The following is a 22,796-nucleotide window of genomic DNA, read 5'->3' as shown; positions in this document are numbered from 1 at the left end:
CTGACTTTATTCTGGTAGTTTAAAGTCAGATACAGATTCACGTAATGCATCGGCCATGTTCGCCAATTCAGATACCGAACGTGCTGTATCGAAGGTTGCACTCGTAGTTTGTGAAGTAATTTCCTGTACGACATTCATCGTAGTTGCAATATGACCTGCAGATGCTGACTGAAGTTTCGCAGCATCAGAAATGTTCGCAATCAGTTTTGCCAGGTTATTCGATACGGTCTGAATCTCATCCAGTGCCACACCGGCATCTTTAGACAGGTTCGCACCACGTACAACTTCGGCTGTGGTTTGTTCCATCGAGATTACGGCTTCGTTAGTATCCGTTTGAATGGTTTTTACCAGGCCTTCAATCTGTTTAGTTGCAGAGGCAGAACGTTCCGCAAGACGCTGAACCTCATCCGCTACCACGGCGAAACCACGACCAGCTTCACCCGCCATCGACGCTTGAATCGCTGCGTTCAATGCCAGGATGTTGGTTTGGTCGGCAATATCGTTAATCAGGGCTACAATGTTACCAATTTCTTGTGAAGATTCACCCAGACGTTTAATACGTTTAGAGGTTTCCTGAATCTGTTCACGAATCGTATCCATACCTTCAATTGAACGGTGTACAACGTCTGCACCATTTGCAGCAATTTGTACTGAACGTTCCGCAACGACTGCAGATTCTTCCGCGTTGGCAGATACCTGGTCAATGGACATCGCCATTTCGTTAATCGCAGCAGATGCACCGGCAATTTCTTGTGCCTGGTGTTCAGATGCTTCAGCTAACTGGTTGGTAATGCTTTGAGTTGTCGCTGTATATTGCGCAACTTCCTGAGAAGTTTCGGTAATACGAGATACCAGGTCACGTAACTGGTCGATCGCGAAGTTAATCGAGTCGGCAATCGCACCGGTAAAGTCTTCCGATACTGTTGCATATGAACGCAAGTCACCATCCGCAAGGTCGGCAATCTCGTCCAGTAAACGTAAAATCGCATTCTGGTTACGGTCATATTCTTCTTGAAGACGGGTTACACGCTGTTTATCCGATGCACCACGTAGGGTTAACAGACGGAATACACACAGCAGGAAGCCGATCAATAACAGAATTAACAGAACTGCTGGAACGATTGTTTTCAGACCAGAGTTACCAGATAGTTTGTTCAGGTTATCGAGCAGGACATCCGATTGCGAGAAAATTGACGCAGATGCCTGACGTACTTTTACGATTTGCGCAGAGTTTTTCAGGATTGTCGCAGATGCTGATTCAAGTACATCATCATATTCTGCTTTAATGCCTTCAAGAGACTCGCGCAGGTTTGGATCAGTAATCCGTTGTACACCCAGTTCAGCAGAACCGTTTAACTGTGCATTTAAGTATGAACCGAAAGTTTCGGTATCGGCACTGAAGTCGTCCGCTGATTCACGTGAACCGTCGTTACCGGTCAATACCAAGCTGATCGAACGTAAAATACGTTCCGCAATGAATACCTGGTTTTTCGCAATGACCACCTGGTTTGACGGCATGTCTTGACGCGCCATCTGGTCGACCATCAAGTTATATTCGGCCTGAATCCCCGGGATGGCTTCACCAATTGCGATGTTGGTGTCATATAACTGGTTAATGATTTTTTGTTGCGATGCAATCAGGTCAATACTAGAAGACACTTCTGTCCATTGTTTATCTACTGCTTGTAGCGCTTCATTATTGGAGTGAATATTTTTTACAGTCTCAAGGTTTTCAGCAAAAGCTTTTTGAGAATCTGTCAGGTTTTTCATCGCCTCAGGTGTACCAGAAGCCGTTGCTTCAGTCGCCTGACGAGAAATGGTTTGTGAAAGCAGACGTAAATCACCCAGACTTTGTGTCAGCTGGTTGGCACGTGGCACACTGTAGAAAAGATACAATAAAGTGATGGTTGCCGCTAACAGACAGCCAGCTGCGCCATAAATAAACGGTTTAGACTTTTCACTATCACCAAATACACGTGACAACTGATCTGTTTGTGATTGAATCTTGGATAAAAAAGTATTGCCACTTTTGCGGCTACCTTCACCTGTATTTTTCTTTTTAAGTTTAAAGCCCATGCAGCCTCTCCCCGATTTACGTCTTTATTACTTTCGTGCGCGACGTTTAATTTATAAATTTTATAGATGCGTTCATAAATTTTGGATTTTGCAACAGACGACTGAATAAGAACACATGCCATTGTTGGTTATGCTGGTGGAAAAATCCCTGACAGTATTCTTGTAAGTTATTATCCAATTCAGTTGTTTTAGAAAAAAAACTTTTCTTATTAAAATGTTGTATACCCAAAACTTGATCAACAACCAAACCGACATATTGGTCATTATGGTGAATACATAATACTTTTTGAGTCGGTGAAAACTGGCTACTCTGTCCTGATACATATTGAGTCAAATCAGAAACTGATAATAACCTTCCCCGAATATTGGCCAACCCTAAAACCCATGATTGAGTATTAGGAACTGGCGTATATTTTGGAGGATAGATCACTTCGGATACTTCCCCCAGCGGGGCAACAAAATATTGCCCCATCATCTCAAAAGCAATGCCTGACCATCGGTTGACTTCATTTTCATTAGAAACGTAGTTTTTATTTCCCCGTTTCGCAATGCGAAGCAATTCGATAAATCCATTTGCTGCCATAGAGCTTATCCTGCGTTGAGGTGGTGCTTAATCACTTCAATCAACTGTTTTTCATCTACCGGTTTTGTAAGATAATCTGCGGCGCCCTGACGTTTACCCCAAACGCGGTCAGTGGCCTGATCTTTGGTACTTACAATCACAATCGGAATATGCTTGGTGGTTGCACCACGTGCAATTTGACGTGTTGCCTGGAAGCCATTCACGCCTGGCATGACCACATCCATCAATACCAGATCTGGCAACTCAGCCTGAGCCATGGTTACCCCATCTGCACCATTGGATGCTTCAATCACCTCAAAGCCATGTTTAGAAAGAATCTCTCTAAAACGGAATGTTTCTGTCGGTGAGTCATCTACGATTAAGATACGCGCCATGCCAATTCCCCTAAAAAATCAATTATTAAGCACTAATATGGTTACGGATTGCGTTAAGCAATTCATCTTTACTGAAAGGTTTAGTCAAGTATTCGTCCGAACCAACAACACGACCTTTGGCCTGATCAAATAAGCCATCTTTACTCGAAAGCATAATCACAGGAATATTCTGATAATTTTGAGAATTTTTAATCAATGCACAAGTTTGATAACCATCTAGACGAGGCATCATGATGTCTACAAATACGATATCCGGATTGGTTTCTGCGATTTTTGACAAAGCTTCAAAACCATCTACCGCAGTCACGACTTCATATCCTTCGCGCTGTAGAAGAGTTTCTGCTGTACGACGAATGGTCTTTGAGTCATCAATGACCATAACTTTTAGATTTTGGAATTTATCGTCCATTTTGACCCTTCCCATTTTAGAAACGATGCGCCATAAGGCTCATAGGATTATTTTATTACGATCGATAAACATTTTTAACACAAATCCACTTGTATTATCAATGAACATTTTCTACACAAGTGTGCATAAATGGCGGATTTTCATTAACCATTTCACATTTTTATTTTGTCATTGCTTTTTTTTTGACTGATGGTAGTTTTTAATTCGTGAATTTGAGTCTAATATAGCATTATTATTACTTTAAAATAAGTAATTTAGTCAACTTTCAATTGGGGAGCCAATGATGAGTCAGTTTTCAGAAAAACTTGCTTTCATTGATAAAAATAAAATGACTGGCCGATTCATATTTGCAGTGACACTTTTTCTTCAGGTCACCATTTCTTATGCCTCAACTAACCAGCCACCAAAAGCCACCTGGTACCGCTATTATGATAATAAAGGTGTGGCCAATATCAGCACTAACGTTACCCCCAACCATATCCGCTATGGATATGAGGCACTTGACCAGAATATGCAGGTCATTAAACGTGCACGTCCTTATAATGTCGATAAAGATATTAAACAGGCGCCGCAACGTGCCCAGCAGGCTCAGCGCATTGCAGAAGACCAGAAACTGAAACGTGCCTATACCAATAGCCATGTTGCTCTACAAAAAAAGAATGAAAGTCTGAGCCAACTTAAAAAACAGATTGCCTTTCAGCAAGAGCAGATGAAACAGTTGCAGCAAGACCGGGTTATGTTTTTACGCCAAGAACGTGAATATTTACGTAAAGGCAATAATCCCCCGGCATCTTTGAAAGCCAACCTTGAAAACAACCAGAAAAACCTCATTTCTCAAAAAGAAAATATTCAATCTTTACAAACTCGCTATCGAAATATGGAAGCGGAATACGACAGAATTATTGCCCGTTTAAAAGCACTTGAATAAACACAAATAACTTGTTGTTGCTTTAAACGATCACAAGTGAAAAGGATTAATATGCCATTTGCACAGCATTTTCATATTTCAAAGACCCCTTCTTCGCGCTCTGTATTGATGGTGAGTGCACTTTGCTTAAGTCTTTTTCTAAGCGGCTGCAATAAAAATGAATCTACACCACAAGCCGAAAGTCCCAAAACAATTGAACTAATTCTTCAGGATCTGGTAGCTGTAAAAACAGGTACTTCAATCCAGAAATCCGCATTTACCGGCACTATTCGCGCAGTCAACCAAAGCAGTATTCAAGCGCAGGTTTCGGCCACTGCCACCAGTGTTAATGCTCAGGTCGGTGACAATGTAGCTAAAGGTCAGGTACTGGTTCGCTTAAATAATCAGGACAATGCCGCACGTCTGGCTCAGGCCCGTGCCAATCTGGCATCTACCCAGGCACAGGCCAATCAGGCGCGTAACATGATGCAGCGCAAAAAGCGCCTGCTCGACCAAGGCTTTATTTCTAAAGTTGAATATGAGCAAAGTCAGGTTGACTATCAGGCCCAGGTTGAAAATGTCCGCGCACAGCAAGCCAATGTCGATATTGCCGTAAAAGCCGATCGTGATGGCATTATCACCAGCCCGATTAGTGGCGTGATCACCCAGCGTCAGGTTGAGCCCGGTCAAACCGTGGCGATCGGACAAACCCTGTTTGAAATCGTAAATCCAAATCAACTGGAAATTCAGGCCCGTGTCCCGAGTGAGATGCAGTCCAGTCTGCGTTTAGGTAGCAAAATTGAATACCAGATTCAGGGCAATCCAAACACATTTACCGCTGCTATTAGCCGGGTATCTCCAATTGCTGATCAGGCTAGTCGCCAGATTGAATTCTTCGCCAGACCAAATGAAAGTATTCCCTCTTTAAGTATTGGCTCTTTTGTTGAAGGCAATATTCTGAGTTCTCAACAAGTTTCTGGTCAGATTATTCCCCTCGATACCATTCAGGATATCCAGAATAAACCTTATGTCTGGGTTATTCGCCAGAACAAAATTATTAAAGTGAATGTTCAGGTTCTGGAACAGCGCTATAACCAGAATACTGCAGTGATCCAGGGTCTGGAAACAGGTGATCAGGTCAGTCGCATTCCATTTACCGAGGCAGATCTCAACAAGCCAGTGACAGTGCGTTCCAACTAATCAGACAGGATCATTAATATGTGGTTTACCCGAATTAGTGTGAAGTATCCCGTCTTCACTATTATGATGATGTTCTGTTTGATGGTACTTGGACTGGCTTCCTGGCAGCGCATGGGTGTGGAAGAATTTCCGGATGTCGATTTCCCCTTTGTCGTAATTTATACCAACTATCCAGGTGCTTCCCCAGAAACCGTTGAATCAGAAATTACCAAAAAACTCGAAGATCAGATCAATACTATTTCCGGTTTAAAACAGGTGATTTCACAATCCAGTGAAGGTCTGTCGATGATCACGGCTGAATTCAATCTGGAAGTGCCTTCAACCACGGCAGCACAGGATGTCCGTGACAAAATTGCTTCAGTCACCGCTGAATTCCGTGATGAAATTCAGGAGCCAGTCGTCGAGCGTTATGATCCGACTGCCAATGCAATCATGTCGATCGTATTTGAATCTGACAATATGGGCTTAAAAGCACTAAGCTCCTATCTGGATCAGCGCATTGTTCCACAACTACGGACTGTTCCGGGTGTAGGTACAGTCAACCTGCTCGGTGATGCACAGCGCCAGATTCGTATTCAGGTTGAACCACAGAAACTGCAAGCTTTTGGCATTGGCGTGGATAGCGTCATCAATACTCTGAAATCTGAAAATATCGAAGTTCCGGGTGGTACATTAAAATCCGGCAATTCGGAACTGGTGATCGAGATCAATTCCAAAGTGCTGCATCCCCTCGCCTTTGGTGATCTGGTCATTGCCAATAAAAATGGTGCACCGATCTTTCTGAAACAGGTCGCAGAAATTGAAGATAGTCAGGCAGAACTTGAAACTGGTGCATTCCTGGATGGCAAGGCTGCAGTTGCCGTTGATATTCTGCGTAGCTCTGATTCTAATGTTATTGAAGTAGTAGACAGTACCTACAAAACTCTTGAAAGCATTAAAGCCCAATTGCCACAAGGAACCACCTTAAAAGTTGTGGTGGATTCTTCAAAAAGTATCCGCGGCACCATTGGTGATGTGGCGCGTACCATTATTGAGGGTGCGGTTCTTGCTGTGCTGATTGTTCTATTATTTTTAGGTTCTTTCCGCTCAACGGTCATTACTGGCCTCACTCTGCCGATCGCTTTACTCGGAACTTTGACCTTTATCTGGGCTTTTGGTTTCAGCATCAATATGATGACCTTATTAGCCCTGTCTTTAAGTATCGGTTTGCTGATTGATGATGCAATTGTAGTACGGGAAAATATCGTACGGCATACCGATATGGGTAAAGATCATGTCACTGCCGCGCTGGACGGCACCAAAGAAATTGGCCTTGCCGTTCTGGCAACAACACTGACCATTGTCGCGGTATTCTTGCCTGTTGCCTTTATGGGCGGAATCATTGGCCGTTTCTTCTATCAGTTCGGTGTAACGGTGAGTACCGCCGTTCTGATTTCCATGTTTGTTAGCTTCACTCTAGATCCAATGCTATCTGCGCATTGGGCAGAAAAGAAAAAAGATCCCAATAAAAAGCCGGGCCGAATCAAACGCTTCTTTAACTGGATTTCAGGCAAATTAGACAATTTAAGTCATGTCTATGAAAAGCTATTGAAACTGGCTTTACGCTTTAGGTTCATTACCATTGTGATTGCAGTGGCTTCTCTGTTTGGCGCTTTAGCACTCTCAACACTGATTGGTACCGAGTTCGTACCTGTCCCGGACAAAGGTGAAATCCGGATCAAATTTGAAACTCCAGTCGATGCTTCACTGGAATATTCACAAGCCAAACTGCAACAGGTCGATAAAATCGTACGTCAGCATCCTGATGTACGTGCAACTTATGGCGTAATTAATGGTGTGACCGATCGCGGTAAAAATCATGTCAGCTTACGTGTCACTGTAACTCCGCGGACTGAGCGTGAAAAAAGCTTGAATGATCTCAATAATGAATTCCGTCAACGTTTACAATCTGTGGGCGGCATTACCATTACCTCAGTTGCTTCCGCGGATGAAACCGTATCGGGTGGTCAAAAGCCGATTATGATCTCAATCAAGGGCCCTGATTTGAATGAACTACAAAAGATTTCTGATCGCTTTATGGTCGAGATGGCTAAAATTGATGGCATCGTCGATCTGGAAACATCCCTCAAAGAGCCAAAACCGACCTTAGGTGTACAGATCAATCGCGTTCTGGCCAGTGATCTTGGTTTGTCAGTCAATCAAATTGCCAATGTAGTTCGCCCATTGATTGCCGGCGATGATGTCACCACCTGGCAGGATGAAAAAGGTGAAACTTATGATGTTAACTTACGCCTGACCGAAGACCGGCGCACCCTGCCGAGCGATCTGCAAAATATGTATATCACTTCATCTAAAATGGATGGCAATAATCAGCCGATTTTGATCCCGCTTTCTAGCGTCGCGAATTTTGAGGAAAAACTGGGAGCTTCTCAGATTAATCGTCGTGATCTGGCGCGTGAGGTGCTGGTTGAAGCAAATACCTCTGGACGCCCTGCAGGTGACATCGGTACTGACATTAGCAGACTTCAGGATAATTTCGACATGCCACCGGGTTATAGTTTTGATACCCAAGGTGCCAATGCAGATATGGCAGAATCCGCTGGTTATGCGTTGACTGCGATTACCCTGTCGATTGTATTTATTTATATTGTGCTGGGTTCACAGTTCAACAGCTTTATTCATCCTGCTGCCATTATGGCTTCATTACCTTTGTCATTAATTGGTGTATTCCTGGCGCTGTTCCTGTTTAATTCGACCATGAACCTGTTTTCGATTATCGGGATTATTATGCTGATGGGTCTGGTAACCAAAAATGCGATTCTGCTTATCGACTTCATCAAGAAAGCCATGGATCGGGGTGAAGCCCGGTATGATGCGATTCTAAATGCTGGCAAAACCCGTTTACGTCCGATTCTGATGACCACCAGTGCCATGGTGATGGGAATGGTACCGCTCGCTCTGGGCTTAGGTGAAGGTGGTGAACAAAGTGCACCGATGGCACATGCCGTGATCGGCGGGGTAATTACCTCCACCCTGCTGACATTGGTCGTGGTTCCAGTGATTTTCACTTACCTGGATGACTTTAAGAATTTTATGCTGCGCCAAGCCCGTAAAATCATGGCATAATTTAAACCATCACAATGAGGTGACATTCACGAATGTTCACCTCATTTTTTATTGTATAATCTCTGCTTTAACGCTTAATTTTTTTAGGACAGTTTCCATGCGCGCGAGTCGCTTTTTATTTGCAACGTTGAGAGAAACCCCGAACGATGCTGAAGTTATTTCACATCAGCTGATGCTTCGTGCCGGTATGATTCGTAAATTGGCTTCAGGTTTGTACACCTGGCTGCCGATGGGCGTTCGCGTATTAAATAAAGTTGCAGCGATCGTTCGCGAAGAGATGAATAACGCGGGTTCACTCGAAGTCTTGATGCCTGTGACCCAACCAGCTTCTCTTTGGGAAGAATCTGGTCGTTATGTGCAATACGGTCCTGAACTATTACGTTTTAAAGATCGTCATACCAATGACTTTGTGCTTGGCCCAACACATGAAGAAGTGATCACTGATCTGGCACGTAATGAGCTAAAAAGTTACAAACAACTGCCTGCAAACTTCTACCAGGTTCAAACCAAGTTCCGTGACGAAATTCGTCCTCGTTTTGGCGTAATGCGCTCACGTGAATTCATCATGAAAGATGCCTATTCTTTCCATGCGGATCAGGAATCTCTGCAAGAAACTTACGACAAAATGTACGAAGCGTACTGCAAGATCTTTACCCGTTTAGGTCTGGATTTCCGTCCAGTACAAGCGGATACCGGTTCAATCGGTGGTTCAGGTTCACACGAATTCCACGTCTTGGCTTCAAGTGGTGAAGATGATATCGCCTTCTCAACTGAATCTGATTATGCGGCTAACATCGAAATGGCTGAAGCGATTCTGGTGGGCGAACGTGCTGCTCCGGCTCAAGAACTGAAAGTGGTTGATACCCCAAATCAGAAAACCATTGCTGATGTATCAAATTTCCTTGGTACTGATCCTGTGCATTCAGTAAAGGCATTACTGGTTCAAGGCGTTGCAGCTGAAGAAGGTAAAGCAGCTCCTGTCGTTGCCCTGTTCCTTCGTGGTGACCATGAACTAAATGAAATTAAAGCCGAAAAGCATCCAAAAATTGCTGCGCCTTTGGCTTTTGCTACTGAAGCTCAACTTGCTGAACTAGGTTTGACTGCTGGTTTTGTAGGTCCGCAAGGTTTAGTAGAAAAAGGCCTAACAGTAATCGTTGACCGTGCTGCTTCTGTACTGTCTGACTTTGTTGCAGGTGCAAACGAAGCAGACAAGCACGCAACTGGCGTGAACTGGGAACGTGATGCGCAGTTTAGCGAAGTTTATGACCTGCGTAATGTGGTTGAAGGCGATCCTTCTCCAGATGGTAAAGGTACACTTCAAATCAAACGTGGTATCGAAGTAGGTCATATCTTCCAGTTAGGCAAAAAATACTCTGAAGCTTTAGGCTGTAAAGTCTTAGGTGAAGATGGCAAACCATTCACTGTAACGATGGGTTGTTATGGTATCGGTGTGACACGTGTCGTAGCATCTGCAATTGAACAGAATTACGATGAAAAAGGTATCATCTGGCCGGCTGCGATCGCTCCATTTGAAGTGGCAATTGTGCCAATGAATGCGCATAAATCACCTCGCTCTTTAGAAGCAGCTGAAAGCTTATATGCAGAACTGCAAGCTGCTGGTTTTGACGTATTGCTTGATGACCGTAACGAGCGTCCAGGTGTGAAATTCTCTGATCTTGAATTGACTGGTATTCCACATCGCATTGTGATTGGTGAAAAAGGTCTGGATGCAGGTACTTTTGAATATAAAGGTCGCCGTGATGCAGAATCAGTAAATCTTTCGAAAGAAGAACTACTGGCAAAAATTGCGAAATAATATTTTCTAACGAACACAAAAAATCCCGCCTAGAGCGGGATTTTTTATATGTCTGAATTAGCAGAACTTATGTCCGCCAAAGCAGTTTGAGGTCACATTCTGGTTCTGTAGCAGCTTGTCCATTAAGGTTAAAGTTGCAGGAGTACCATCTACATAGTTAGTAAATTTACCCACATCAATATTCAATTTACGCACCACCGCGACATTCGCCAGAGACCCTAAAGCCTCGCCCACACTGACATCAATCAAGTTTTCAGGACGTAAAAGAAATTCAGAAATAGCAGTTGCTACCTGAGGTAACACGAATGAAATATCAACTTCATCTGTAGTTTTTAATACACCCAGTTGAATCGGGTCTTTAAAAGATAGCCACCAACCTGGTTTGGCAATATCAGCCGCGTCCGCACCTTGCCAATGCACATTCTGACTCTGTAAAGACAAATAACCGCCTGTACCATTTAATGGAATATTATGGATCATATTTAGAGCCTGAACAAAGGTGATGTCCATATTCAGGTTATCCAGACTTGAACCAGCACCCATTTGAAAGAAAGAATGTGTTCCTAAATTAAGAAATCCAATTAATGGATCAAACTCTACATACAGCTTATCTTTTGAAAAATCTGGTGTACCAATCACATCACTTGGCAAAGTTGAACCCGTTAAAGCCTTTGCTAATGGAATCGAAGCAATAGTAGAACGGATATTACTTACAGTCGCTGACTTTAAGCGTTGCCCAGTCACGACAGTTTCTGGCATAGTAAAGTCTACCCGCATGGAAGGCACTGTAATCCCGGTATGGCCATCAGCACCTGGCTTACTGGTAAAAGTACGTGTTTGTCCTAAAGCCTTTAGATTCCCTGAGATTTTTTCATCATTTGCAATACCAAAGGTTCCCGCTTTTGTAACAGACTCACCAGTGGTTTGCGCCATTTTCATATAACCACTAAAACTTTTGAGGCCATCATTCGGATTTTCGATGTTGTCAGTCCCCATGGTTAAGAGTCCGACAATTTTATCTGCACCTAGACGAAAACCGACCACTTCACGGGTAGAAGCACTTCCACCATTTTTAATTGCAAACTCAACAAAGGGATTACTCACACTGGCACTGGTATTAGCACGGTCGCCTGAAAAGACAGGGTTACCCTTATTATCAAGACTGGTATTTAAGCCACTCAATGCCAGGTTAGAAATATCAATATCACAGCCATTAGTATTCCCAATACTGTTATTCGTTCCACCACAACCGAGCTGCAAAGTTTTGATATTAATGTTCAGTTCCATTAAAGCTTCAATACTTAGCTTATGGAAGTTAATCCCTTGTGATGAATCATAAGCATTTTCCAAATTTAATAAGGCCTGTGCATCAACTGCCGATAAAGCCTCATCGTCTAAGGCTGTCATTGCCATCGCCTGTTGAGTAAGGCCCATTAAAGTGACAATCAAGCTATTCAATATTATTTTTTTCATGAAATCATCCCTTATTTCAGCGCGGTGTAATGCCTAGCGTACTGCGCATGGTTCCGCCTGTGAGTGCAATTGTTGCTATATTCTGCATATTGCCATTTGTGGTCATGGCCATGTTGGTTCTAAACGGCTCGATAATCTTCTGATCTTTATTAAATTTAATTTGATTATCTAAAGTAACAGTATCTTCACTCACGCCTATTTTGGTGATTAATCCTAAATTCCCTTCCATACGATTAAAGTTAATCGCAGAAGTATGAACTGCACCTGTGCTATCTACATCTTCATTAATCAGACTAAAATAACTACCAAGATTATTAACATCACCTTTTTCTGTAGAAGTTAATGTTCGGAACTTAAAGTTTGCATCCAACGATAAATAATTTTCGCCTGCTACATCCAGTCCCGGAATAATCATTAACTCACCACTACCATCAAGCATCATGGCAATTGTTGTTAATACATCATCGCGTTTAGAAAAGTTGTCATCAGGAACAAACTGATCACATTTATTGCCTGATACACAGTTATATTTAGATCCCGGTAATTGGCCAATTGCCACTTCAGCTTTAGCTGCGATCAACAATTTATCAGCTTTTACATAGATGCCTTCATCTTCATAACCAATAACCCCTTTGGATTCAATAAAGGCATCAATATTTCGAAGGCCAGCATAATAGTTTCGCGCATGGCCATTCTCTACACCACCATCAATTAAAAGAATTGAAGTTGTACTTGGTGCTCCAGTTTTGGCATCCTTTCCATAACCTTCAGTTGATGCCATCACGTTATAGGCAATACCATTCTTGTCACCGTCATATTTTGTACCCGACAAAGCAACATTGGCATTCAGGTTGTAAATTGGAATACCAATTCCCCAAGAACCACTATTCCCGGAAATAATACCAGTATCATTAGAAATAAAATTTGCTTTGGCTGCAATCGACTGGAAATCCATACCCCGTATGGCGATTAGTGCAAAATCCTGATTAGCAGACGTACTGCTTAAAGTTTGCTGCAAAATCGGATTACTTTGTCTAAGTGTTGACTTAATATTGTCATTAACTAAAAATTCTAGGCTCTGCGCCTGAATTGTATTGATATAAATATCGCCAAAATCGATATATGCATTATTTTTTCCAGTTAATGAACGTAATTCATTAAACTGAACTGCATAGCTTCCTTTACCCGTATGACCAATTTCCAAAGTCGTTGGTTTTAAACCCTGTGCTGCTGCCACTTCCTGATTGGTAAAATCAGCTGATAAACCAAGATGCAAGCCGCCTTCACCTGCGTTATAGCTTGAAACACTGCGATCTTGTCGCGTCAGCACACCACCAACTTTATTACTTATATCAAAAGAGTTCAGTTTTGACTGATCAGCACCTAACGACAAACGTGCATTACTCACTGCACCCGAAATACCATAGCGCATGATATTTTTTAAATCGCCATCTCCATTCTGATAGCGTAAATCAAAGTTTAATCCAGCTGTTTGCGCACCAGTTGTTCCTACAGCCACTGGTTTTAAATTAATTAGATGGTCTTGTGTGCCACTTTTACTGGCGAGTACGACGCCTTGTATCGGGTCTATATACATATAGCCCGTACCAGCGAAGTTAAAATTAAAGTTATCTAGAACTAAGCTATTTGTACCTAAAGTATGTTTGATCGTGGCATCTTGCAAATTGAAATCGATAGTAGCTGTTTCATTCTTATTGAATAAACCTGCTGTCGTATGAAGCACCATTTTAAATGGACTATCAATCGCAAGACCTAATTTGCCCAAATTTTGATTGTTTTCGACACAGCTTGTTCCAACACAATCCTTACTCACAAGTTTAAAATCTGCATTGGCACTAAAGGGAGCTACGCTTGCTTCTAGACGGATCCCTGCACCAGCATCGGTCGCACCGACATCAAACTTAAGCTGGCTTAAAATCGCATTTTGATCTTTGCCTAAGATTTCTACTTTATGCAATCCCAGTCCCATCTTGGTATTTACATCAGCATTCGGGTCATACCAATTGAGCTGTTCAACTTCTACTTTTGATACCTCGTGTGTAATCGTAATACCGTCTTGACCAGTGATATGACCCAATTCTTGTTCTTCAATCAGCTCTAGTGCATAACTATGCTGTGCTAAACAGACACATGCCGTTAATAATTTAATTTGTGATTTTATTTTTTTCATTCTTTCATCCCTATACTGCATCCATGCAGTTAGCAACGGCTTTGTGCACTCCCAGCTGAGCAGTTAAAGCCAAATATTTTTAAGTTTCCTGACATGTGCATGTTGCCGTGCATATTGAGACCCATAAACCCCTTCTCACGCCCCCGGTCAAATTCCGGAACATCTGCTGAGGCAGTGGTATATGTACCGTCCGCTTTATAAACACGATTGGTGAAGGTCGTATACCTCTCTGAATTGGCATAGCCTTCTTTATCGCCCTCACCGGTTCCGGTTTCAATAGCCAAAGTATTAAAACCCAAGTTTCTGATTTTTAAAGGTTTATCATCATAAAAAGTGATTTTCATGGCTGTTTGAGGATCGCCTGCCACATTAGTAATTGTAGTGCCATCGATAGAAAACTTATCAATTTGCAGGGTGCCTTGTATGCCTTTAAATACCAGCCATTTTTTATTGCCTTGAGCATCAACATGATTGTTCGGAGAAATAGCCAAGCGACAAAACAAGGTGTTAATTCCACAATCTGTTGTTGGCTTGTAATACACCTCTAACTTATTAGCGACCGTTTCAGAAATTTGAGATTTCGTTAAATCAGTAGCGTATTGATGGTTGAGTGACAAGGTCCAGCTTAAATCTGCTCCGCCTTGACCCGTTTCCGCTGTCATTTGCTGCGGATCAAGACTGACCAAGCCGGCTTGTGTCGCAAAAGAAATCCCAAGAACTGTAGCAAGCATTAACTTTTTCAACATTGCCCTATTCCTTATAGACCTGTAGTTTTTATTTTTAGATGTTGAATCAACACACCATCAATCACTGCTGAACCAAAATTCCTCATTGAGTTATCAGTAGCCCCCCTAAATACCACACCAGTAGCATTATTATCATCTTTTGCCTTCAGCATATTAGTATTGGCAATACGTTCAACAGAACCAATGGCGATACTACTGTGAGTTGCATCGCGTCCTTGATACAAGGCAATGCTATCTGAAGCTTGAGCTTTAATTTCAGTACCACACGTATATACATTACATGTAGAGCCTAAAAGTGCTTCTGATCCTAAAAAGCCACCTTTTCCATCTGGATAACGCTGATAAATCCGGTTGTAAATATCTGGAATTTTAGGAATACGTGTCACTTCCAAAATAATATTATTTCCTTCCGAACCCACAACAAAAGGCTGATACATACTTCCTAGTACCAAATTGATATTCGGGCTATATAAATACAATCCCTCGGTATCATGAAATATAGGAGCTGCAGAGCCATTTAAAGCAGGAGTCGGACCATCTCCATCAAGATTATTCTCTTTTGCTGCACTACTAATACGAATCCCTTTACTGTTCAAATTGTTTGAATCACTGGTCAAAGTAGAGGGATCATCATTAGTATTGAGTCGGATCAGACTCGCCAGGCCCAAGGTTTGACTATATGCAAGATCAGGCGATGTAAGGGTTTGAAATAATCGGACTTGTGAACCATTCATGCTCAAACCATTAGCAATAAACTGTGCACGGAAACGTTCAGAAATATCTAAGCCTGAAGTAGGTGCTCCGGTAGCATAATCTACGGTATTACTTGAATTTAAAGAACGTGAGAAAATATCAGTCCAGAAACCAAGCTTAATATTATTATCTGCTTCATTTGCAACAACTGTTGCAAGAGGTGCTTCCAAAGCTAGATAGCCCACTTCTTTTCCAGTATCCGTAAACTGTTTTACCGTTTCAGACCCTGCATGAAATAACCAGGGATTGCTGGCTGTTCCCCAATTAAATCCCTGATTGCTATAACGTGTACTTAATGAGTCATCACTTTTAGAAAGAGCCAGACCGTAAATAAAGACGTCAGCTTTAGTACGTAAAGACCCAACCGTTGCAGTTAAAGCAGCACTTTTTGCAGTTTTTTCTGCATTTTCTACAACAGTTAAATGCGCTTTATCGCTTTCAGTTTTTGCATACTGTGACGCATTTGCGGCTGCTTCATCCTCTAATCTTGCATTAATTGTATCTGTTAATAACTTATCAACTTCTTCTTTTATTGCATTCTTACGACCATATTTTTTATACTCTTCTGATTTTAAATAGACATTTTTATAAAAATTAGAATTTATAAATTCTGATGTAAGTGTAGTATTGGTACTTTTCTCTCCGAATAGAATTTCAATCATTTCATAGGTATTTTTAATTGCTTGTGCTAATGATTTTTCTTCATTACCTCGTGTGCCACTCGTATTATCATCTGTTCCATCATCAATAACGCTCCAAGGCCACGTAACACCATCTTTATAATCTGCTTTACGTTGTGTCAAATATGATTGCATTAAAGAAGAATTAAATAAATTCTCAACGGTCTTCGTACGATATGGTGTAGTTAAATCCCTATCAACTACAGTTTTTATAGCTTCTTTTTTAGTCGGATCATTAATATAAAATGTATAACGCTCTTCATATTTTTCCCCGTAAACATGATTGTATAACCGCCCCCTTTCATTGAGGTATTCCCTGTCGTAGGTACTCTGATATACTTTACTATATAGATTCGCTCCGAGCTTATTGTAGTTTTCACCTGTCGGAATAATACGAATAAAGCCAGTGTCTGCCTGACCTGGATTGGCAATACCTCGTGCATAGCTTGAACCACTGGAAGCATCATTCGGTGCCTGAAAAACCATTTTAAAGTCATCAAGTACCAGGGCAACACCTTCACCGGTAGTATCAGAAAGAGAAGAATCAGTTAATTCCTGCATTGCATGTGCAGATGGCAATAATCCTAAACCGATCATCATTGCCAAAAAGCTTTTACGAAATTGAAATTTAGCTTTTATTTGAGCCATCTCGACCTATCCTTCTTATCTGATGCTCCGCATCTTTATCCTTCAGCTTCCCAGCCTTCAATTTTTGATTTTTATGATGCTTGGCACATCTTTTTTATATATTCATTCTTCATTATGCTTATTTTTAGCAGGATTACCAAAGCCAAAAGACCAAAAACCCCGAGTTTCCGATGAATGAAACAGCAAAAAAAATAAGCGAGGCATTAGCCTCGCTTATTCAATGCTTTAAAACTATTAAGCTTTAGGCAAAGTAACGCCTGTCTGCCCTTGGTATTTACCACCACGATCTTTATAGGAGGTTTCACAAACTTCGTCTGATTCGAAGAACAGCATTTGAGCCACACCCTCACCCGCATAAATACGTGCAGGCAGGTTAGTTGTATTTGAAAACTCCAGCGTGACATGACCTTCCCACTCAGGTTCGAGTGGAGTCACATTCACGATAATGCCGCAACGTGCATAAGTCGATTTACCCAAGCAAACGGTCAGTACATTTCGTGGAATACGGAAGTATTCTACTGTACGCGCTAAAGCAAATGAGTTGGGTGGAATGATACAAACATCCGATTCAATATCGATAAAGCTTTTTTCGTCAAAGTTTTTCGGATCGACAATTGCAGAGTGAACATTGGTGAATACTTTAAACTCACGCGCACATCGCACGTCATAGCCATAGCTTGAAACACCATAAGAAATCAGCTTTTGACCATTTTCATCCAGACGAATCTGGTTTTCTGCATACGGTTCAATCATGCCGTGTTTTTCGCTCATTTCGCGAATCCAACGATCAGACTTAATTGCCATTGATATAATCCAAAAATCTTAAAAATAAGTAATTGCGACGTACTTTAACTGAAATTGACACTAATGAAAATAAGCGAAATTCTGACAGCTAAATTTCAGGAAATTTAGCTGCTTTTTCAGGTTTAAAGACTGAGGAGTGCTGAATAGGATAAAGGTACAGAAAAGCTCATTAAAATAATGGAAGCGGTCTTTTGTAAGTTCTTTTGATTCAGCCAGCGATTGTTTTTTCTGGCCAATAAGCTACCTAAAAAGGTCCAGAAAAATGCGATAGGAATAAGTAATGCCAAGAATGCCAGCATATAAGTCACATAATATTGACTGCTTTTCCACACCATGACCGGGAAAATAGCCGAAGCAAATAATAATGCCTTAGGATTCAGCAAAGTCGCCAAAAATAGTTCCCGTGCCCGAATCGAAATACATTGAAAATTTTCACCAAGTTCTGCGGTACGCCATAATTTTAAAGCTAAAAATAGAATATAAGCAGCACTACAGAGTTTGAGAATATGAGGTAATTCCGGTAAATAGACCGAGATTTTACCAATCAAAAAGCCCCAGAATGTAATTGCGATGAGATAGCCGAAAGCTTCTGCAGGAATAAGGCGAAAAGTTTTTCTAAATCCAACTTGAATACCTGACGATGCCAATAAAGTATTGGTTGGGCCCGGTGTTAATAGAATGGCTGCCACTAAACCAATAAATAACCATGAAATCATAGTTTGACCTCGCTCTTAGGTATTAAGCATAAAATAATCCGGTCAAATCTGCAAAAAAATAATTGTAAGAGAACATATTAAAAAAAAATATATTTTATTTTTTTATTTATTTTCATATAATTATATAAAAATAAAAGAAAATTTTATTTCAGTCAATTTTGTCAATTTATAAAGCTATAAGCTCATCATAAAATTGCTATAAAAGTAGAAGTTTCAATAGAGTATTCGGACTTAAAATTCCTGAAATACTAGTCTCTACAACATGAAAGAAAAATCATCCAAAACTTTAAAATCATTATTTCTAGTAATCTTTGATTGAATTTTAACTAACTAAAAATCCCTGCTCTTGCATATGAACTTTGCACACTTCTATAGAAAGATTTAGTGATGGGAGCAACTTTTACCTAACTCCTAATGATTAAATTTCCACTCTCCATTTAAGATGTCTATCTTGCTCAATTTGTTCAACATATTGATAAAGCAAAATTTCGAAAAAAATGTTATTAAAGGTATTCAGACAAAATAATTGCTGTTAAATTGTACAAGGACAACAATTGATAATTCACATTTTTTAACATCCAGACGGTTTAGTATATTGTTGTTTTAATTATATTTTAAGAACTACAGAATAATATCAGGAGTCATATATGAATAAATGGATCAAACTTTCAGTCATGAGCTTAGCGTTATCAGGCGTAGTTGCCTGCTCGAATGATAATGCACAAAATAAATCAGATAATCAGGCTGCATCTGGCGAGAGCGTAGCTGCAGATAAACTGCAAACCCGATTTGTCAATATTGCGACAGGCGGTGCCTCAGGCCCTTATAATGTCATCGGAACAGGATTGGCTGAAATCTATAACAAGACCTACGGCGTAAGTTCCAAAACCCAGACCACAGGGGCTTCTGTCGAAAATCTAAATTTATTAAAACAGAACAAAGTTGAAATGGCCTTTGTCATGAGCGACAGCTTAACTGAAGCAATTAATGGTCAAGGCAGTTTTAGCACCAAGATTGACAACGTGCAGCAGATCGCTGCTCTTTATCCGAACTATGTACAGATTGTCACTTCAAAACGTTCTGGCATCAAAAATATTGAAGATCTCAAAGGCAAACGTATTGCAGTGGGCGCCCAGAATTCAGGTGTAGAAGTGAATGCCCGTACTCTATTGAACGGTTTTGGTATCACTTATAAGGATGTCAAAGTAGATTACTTAGGTTATGCCGAAGCAGCTGATGCCTTGAAAGGCGGTAAACTGGATGCAGCCTTCCTGACCAGTGGTCTTCCAAACTCTTCACTGATGGAGCTGCAACAGGGCTTTGATCTACAACTGGTGAGTATTAATCCAGATAAAGTGAAAGCGATTGCCAAAGATCAGGCGTATTTCCTGCCAATGACCATTCCTAAAGGGACCTATGGCAATGCTGAAGATATTCCTACAGCTGCGATCATGAATGCGCTGGTGGTTCGTTCTGATCTCTCTACAGATGATGTATATAAGCTAACCAAGACGTTCTTCTCCAGCTTGGATCAACTCGCCAATTCACATCAGGCTGCTAAAGAAATCACTTTAGAAGGTGCACAAAAAGGTCTGGTTGCTCCACTGCATCCGGGCGCGCAAAAATTCTATGATGAGAATAAAGCGAACTGATGAAATGGATACAAGGTGCAGCGATTGCTGCACTTTTTAGTTTGGCTGCTTTTTTTATTACCTATGTTTGGACGACATTTCCGTATATTTTTGTGGAAGTGAAAGAGCAAAATTTTCAGTGCAAAATTGACCAGAAATCTTTTCAGCTCAGCTGGATGCATTCGGTAGAAAGAACACAGTGGAAAGAACGTTATCTTCTAGACAAGGACCATTTCATTCTGACAGATACTCAGTTCATTTCATTTGGTGCGGGTACACCTGATCAAGGTACTATTACTCGACAGGATGATGGCAACATCCATATGCAAATCAACCGAGAGATGAAAGAACTCAACTGGGTCATTTCACGCAGAATGCAGGGACAAATTGAGAGTGCTGATCGGATCTGGAATATTTATCAGGATTTTCCCGACTACAGCACGGTACAACTTTCTATAAAAAAAGACAGCCCATGGAAAAAAAGAGGTTTAAATGATTGCCTATGAATCCACAAGAAACAAGAAATGTGACCGAAGCACTGGATGATCAACAGCAACAAGAATTATTAGAAAAATTTGACCGTGAATCTGTCACTCGCAACCCGAATAACAAATCGGTTCGCTGGTTTATTGCTGCCTTGGCAATATCCTATTCGTTATTTCATCTTTATATTACTTTTAATCCCTTGCCAGAACTGATTCAACGTGCAGCCCATGTATCCATTGGTCTGGCGCTGATTTTCTTGTTGTATCCAGCACGTCAGGCCAGTAGCCGGCAAAAGGTAGCATGGACGGACTGGATTTGGGTCATTGCCTCTTTTGTTTCTTTCTTTTATCTGTTTAAAGAATACCAAGCCATTATGACTACCCGGGGAGGCATTCCCAATACGCTGGACATTGTCTTCTCAATTATGACGGTAGTATTGGTGGTTGAGGCTGCTCGAAGGGTAATGGGCTGGATGTTGCCGATCTTAGGACTGATTTTCTTAAGCTATCCATTTGTCAGTCATTTTGAATGGATGCCGGATCGCTTGCTCACTCGCCCCTATACATTCAGTGATATTTTCGGACAAATGTATCTGAAGACTGAAGGTTTATATTCTTCAGCCATTGGTGCTTCAGTCACCTTTATTTTCCTGTTTATCCTGTTTGGTGCCTTTCTGGCGAAATCAGGAATGGGAAAATTATTTAATGATCTCGCCATGGCACTTGCGGGACATAAGCAAGGTGGACCAGCCAAGGTCGCGGTGATTTCCAGCGGTTTTATGGGCAGTATCAACGGGACGGCGGTTGCCAATGTCGTAGGAACAGGTTCATTTACCATTCCTTTAATGAAGAAAATTGGCTATCACAAAAACTTTGCCGGTGCAGTGGAAGCCAGTGCTTCTGTCGGCGGGCAGATCTTGCCGCCAGTAATGGGTGCCAGTGCCTTCATCATGGCAGAAACCACGGGTGTCAGTTATGGCACGATTGCCTTAGCTGCGGTATTACCTGCCCTGCTGTATTACCTCGGTGTGATGGCACAAGTCCATTTCAGAGCAGGTCGAGATCACCTGAAAGGCGTACCGAAAGCCGACTTACCACGAGTCAAAGAAGTCCTGAAAGAACGAGGACATTTATTATTTCCAATCGTTGCTTTAGTGTTCTTCCTATTCCAATCCATTCCGGTTAGCTATGCGGCTGTGTATACGATTTTGTTGACCATTGTGGTGGCAGCATTCAGAAAATCTACCCGTATGGGACCTAAGGAAATTCTGGAAGCTTTGGCTGATGGCGCTAAACAGTCGCTCTCTGTGATGGCGGCCTGTGCCGTCGTCGGGATCATTATTGGGGTGGTGAGCTTGACTAGCTTTGGCTCGGTGATGACTTCTTCAATCATGAGTATTGGTGCTGGCAGTCTGTTCCTCACTCTGTTCTTCACCATGATTGCATCGATGATTCTGGGCATGGGTCTACCATCGATTCCTGCCTATATCATTACCGCGACGATGGCAGCACCTGCTTTGGCCAACTTTGATATTCCAATCCTAGTCGCGCATATGTTTGTGTTTTATTTTGGCCTGTTTGCCAATATTACCCCACCAGTTGCCTTAGCCGCCTTTGCTGGTGCCGGGATTGCAGGTGGTGACCCAATGCGGACTGGATTCCTGGCACTACGCCTATCCCTAGCCGGATTTATTGTGCCCTTCCTGTTTGTCTATAACCCGGCGATGCTGATGATTGATACAACAGATATTGCCGTGAATGCCAAAGAATTTGCCTTACCGGCATGGAATGTCATTTTAAGCATTACCGTGACGTCCATTGTCGGCATTCTGGCACTTGGCGCTTCAGTCGAAGGGTATTTTAAAGCTAGCATGAACTGGTTCTGGCGCATTTTCTTGGGGGTTAGTGCACTCATGATGATTGTCCCTGAGACCATGACCGATATTATCGGCACCATCATGGTGATTATTGCGATAGGCTTTAATATCCTTCAGGCAAGAAAAGAAAATACAATCACGACTAAAACCTCATAAAAAAAGAGAGCCTCGGCTCACTGCTGTCCCATAGTTTGCTTTAAATAAAAAAACCTGAGTCCTAACAGTTAAAATATGAGTGCAAACAAACACTTTAACGACCAGGATTCAGGTTTTGTCACATCAGAATACCGTATTTCATGAG

General features: G+C 41.6%; 17 protein-coding genes. 7 read left to right on the top strand and 10 right to left on the bottom strand.

Going from position 1 to position 22,796, the window contains the following annotated elements:
- Positions 1 to 6: 6 nt before the first annotated feature.
- The 4 genes from FTU72_RS00085 to pilG are packed head-to-tail and all read right to left on the bottom strand — an operon-like array spanning position 7 to position 3,442.
- Positions 7 to 2,076 carry a methyl-accepting chemotaxis protein gene (locus FTU72_RS00085; RefSeq protein WP_180052329.1) on the bottom strand — a complete coding sequence of 690 codons (2,070 nt, stop codon included), beginning with the start codon at positions 2,074 to 2,076 and terminating at the stop codon, positions 7 to 9.
- 46 nt (positions 2,077 to 2,122) lie between these two features.
- Positions 2,123 to 2,659 carry a chemotaxis protein CheW gene (locus tag FTU72_RS00080; RefSeq protein WP_159123371.1) on the bottom strand — a complete coding sequence of 179 codons (537 nt, stop codon included), beginning with the start codon at positions 2,657 to 2,659 and terminating at the stop codon, positions 2,123 to 2,125.
- 5 nt (positions 2,660 to 2,664) lie between these two features.
- Positions 2,665 to 3,033, bottom strand: coding sequence for a response regulator (locus FTU72_RS00075; protein WP_004784985.1), 369 nt, complete (start codon positions 3,031 to 3,033; stop codon positions 2,665 to 2,667).
- A gap of 25 nt (positions 3,034 to 3,058) precedes the next feature.
- Positions 3,059 to 3,442, bottom strand: a complete 384-nt coding sequence (gene pilG / locus FTU72_RS00070) for a twitching motility response regulator PilG (protein ID WP_180011986.1) — start codon at positions 3,440 to 3,442, stop codon at positions 3,059 to 3,061.
- A gap of 283 nt (positions 3,443 to 3,725) precedes the next feature.
- Between pilG and FTU72_RS00065 the strand changes: the two genes are divergently transcribed.
- From FTU72_RS00065 to FTU72_RS00050, 4 genes are all read left to right on the top strand, one after another.
- Entirely contained in the window at positions 3,726 to 4,370 is a 645-nt protein-coding gene (locus tag FTU72_RS00065; RefSeq protein WP_159123370.1) for a hypothetical protein, read from the top strand.
- Positions 4,371 to 4,421: 51 nt separating this feature from the next.
- Entirely contained in the window at positions 4,422 to 5,549 is a 1,128-nt protein-coding gene (locus tag FTU72_RS00060) for an efflux RND transporter periplasmic adaptor subunit (RefSeq protein WP_166139290.1), read from the top strand.
- 18 nt (positions 5,550 to 5,567) lie between these two features.
- Complete coding sequence (locus FTU72_RS00055; protein ID WP_180052330.1) at positions 5,568 to 8,675, top strand: efflux RND transporter permease subunit; 3,108 nt, start codon at positions 5,568 to 5,570, stop codon at positions 8,673 to 8,675.
- A gap of 97 nt (positions 8,676 to 8,772) precedes the next feature.
- Positions 8,773 to 10,491, top strand: a complete 1,719-nt coding sequence (locus tag FTU72_RS00050) for a proline--tRNA ligase (protein ID WP_180052331.1) — start codon at positions 8,773 to 8,775, stop codon at positions 10,489 to 10,491.
- A gap of 57 nt (positions 10,492 to 10,548) precedes the next feature.
- Here the strand turns inward: FTU72_RS00050 and FTU72_RS00045 are convergent, their stop codons facing one another.
- The 6 genes from FTU72_RS00045 to FTU72_RS00020 form a co-directional block, all read right to left on the bottom strand.
- On the bottom strand, positions 10,549 to 11,964 hold the full coding sequence (locus FTU72_RS00045) for a hypothetical protein (RefSeq protein WP_180052332.1): 1,416 nt from the start codon (positions 11,962 to 11,964) through the stop codon (positions 10,549 to 10,551).
- A 16-nt stretch (positions 11,965 to 11,980) separates the two neighbouring features.
- A complete protein-coding gene (locus FTU72_RS00040; RefSeq protein ID WP_159123365.1) occupies positions 11,981 to 14,155 on the bottom strand; it encodes a DUF6160 family protein in 2,175 nt (724 codons plus the stop codon).
- A 29-nt stretch (positions 14,156 to 14,184) separates the two neighbouring features.
- Positions 14,185 to 14,901: a hypothetical protein gene (locus FTU72_RS00035; RefSeq protein ID WP_166139299.1), complete on the bottom strand. Its 717-nt coding sequence runs from the start codon at positions 14,899 to 14,901 to the stop codon at positions 14,185 to 14,187.
- A gap of 11 nt (positions 14,902 to 14,912) precedes the next feature.
- Positions 14,913 to 16,982 carry a hypothetical protein gene (locus tag FTU72_RS00030; protein WP_159123363.1) on the bottom strand — a complete coding sequence of 690 codons (2,070 nt, stop codon included), beginning with the start codon at positions 16,980 to 16,982 and terminating at the stop codon, positions 14,913 to 14,915.
- A gap of 234 nt (positions 16,983 to 17,216) precedes the next feature.
- Positions 17,217 to 17,786 carry a dCTP deaminase gene (gene dcd / locus FTU72_RS00025; RefSeq protein WP_004785008.1) on the bottom strand — a complete coding sequence of 190 codons (570 nt, stop codon included), beginning with the start codon at positions 17,784 to 17,786 and terminating at the stop codon, positions 17,217 to 17,219.
- A gap of 122 nt (positions 17,787 to 17,908) precedes the next feature.
- The gene (locus tag FTU72_RS00020) at positions 17,909 to 18,502 is read right to left on the bottom strand and encodes a LysE family translocator (RefSeq protein WP_166139304.1); all 594 of its coding nucleotides are present in this window, start codon (positions 18,500 to 18,502) and stop codon (positions 17,909 to 17,911) included.
- A gap of 647 nt (positions 18,503 to 19,149) precedes the next feature.
- Here FTU72_RS00020 and FTU72_RS00015 point away from each other — a divergent pair.
- Genes FTU72_RS00015 through FTU72_RS00005 form a run of 3 tightly spaced genes read left to right on the top strand, consistent with a single transcriptional unit; the run spans position 19,150 to position 22,651 of the window.
- Positions 19,150 to 20,154, top strand: a complete 1,005-nt coding sequence (locus FTU72_RS00015) for a TAXI family TRAP transporter solute-binding subunit (protein ID WP_180052333.1) — start codon at positions 19,150 to 19,152, stop codon at positions 20,152 to 20,154.
- Positions 20,154 to 20,639, top strand: a complete 486-nt coding sequence (locus tag FTU72_RS00010; protein WP_180052334.1) for a DUF1850 domain-containing protein — start codon at positions 20,154 to 20,156, stop codon at positions 20,637 to 20,639. Before FTU72_RS00015 ends, FTU72_RS00010 begins: the two co-directional genes overlap by 1 nt.
- Positions 20,636 to 22,651, top strand: a complete 2,016-nt coding sequence (locus tag FTU72_RS00005) for a TRAP transporter permease (RefSeq protein WP_180052335.1) — start codon at positions 20,636 to 20,638, stop codon at positions 22,649 to 22,651. Before FTU72_RS00010 ends, FTU72_RS00005 begins: the two co-directional genes overlap by 4 nt.
- Positions 22,652 to 22,796: the final 145 nt, after the last annotated feature.

This window comes from Acinetobacter sp. YH12137, assembly GCF_013418535.1.
Classification (GTDB): Bacteria; Pseudomonadota; Gammaproteobacteria; order Pseudomonadales; family Moraxellaceae; genus Acinetobacter.
The sequence above is the reverse complement of the archived record's forward strand: the minus strand, read 5'-3'. Positions and strand labels throughout refer to the sequence as shown.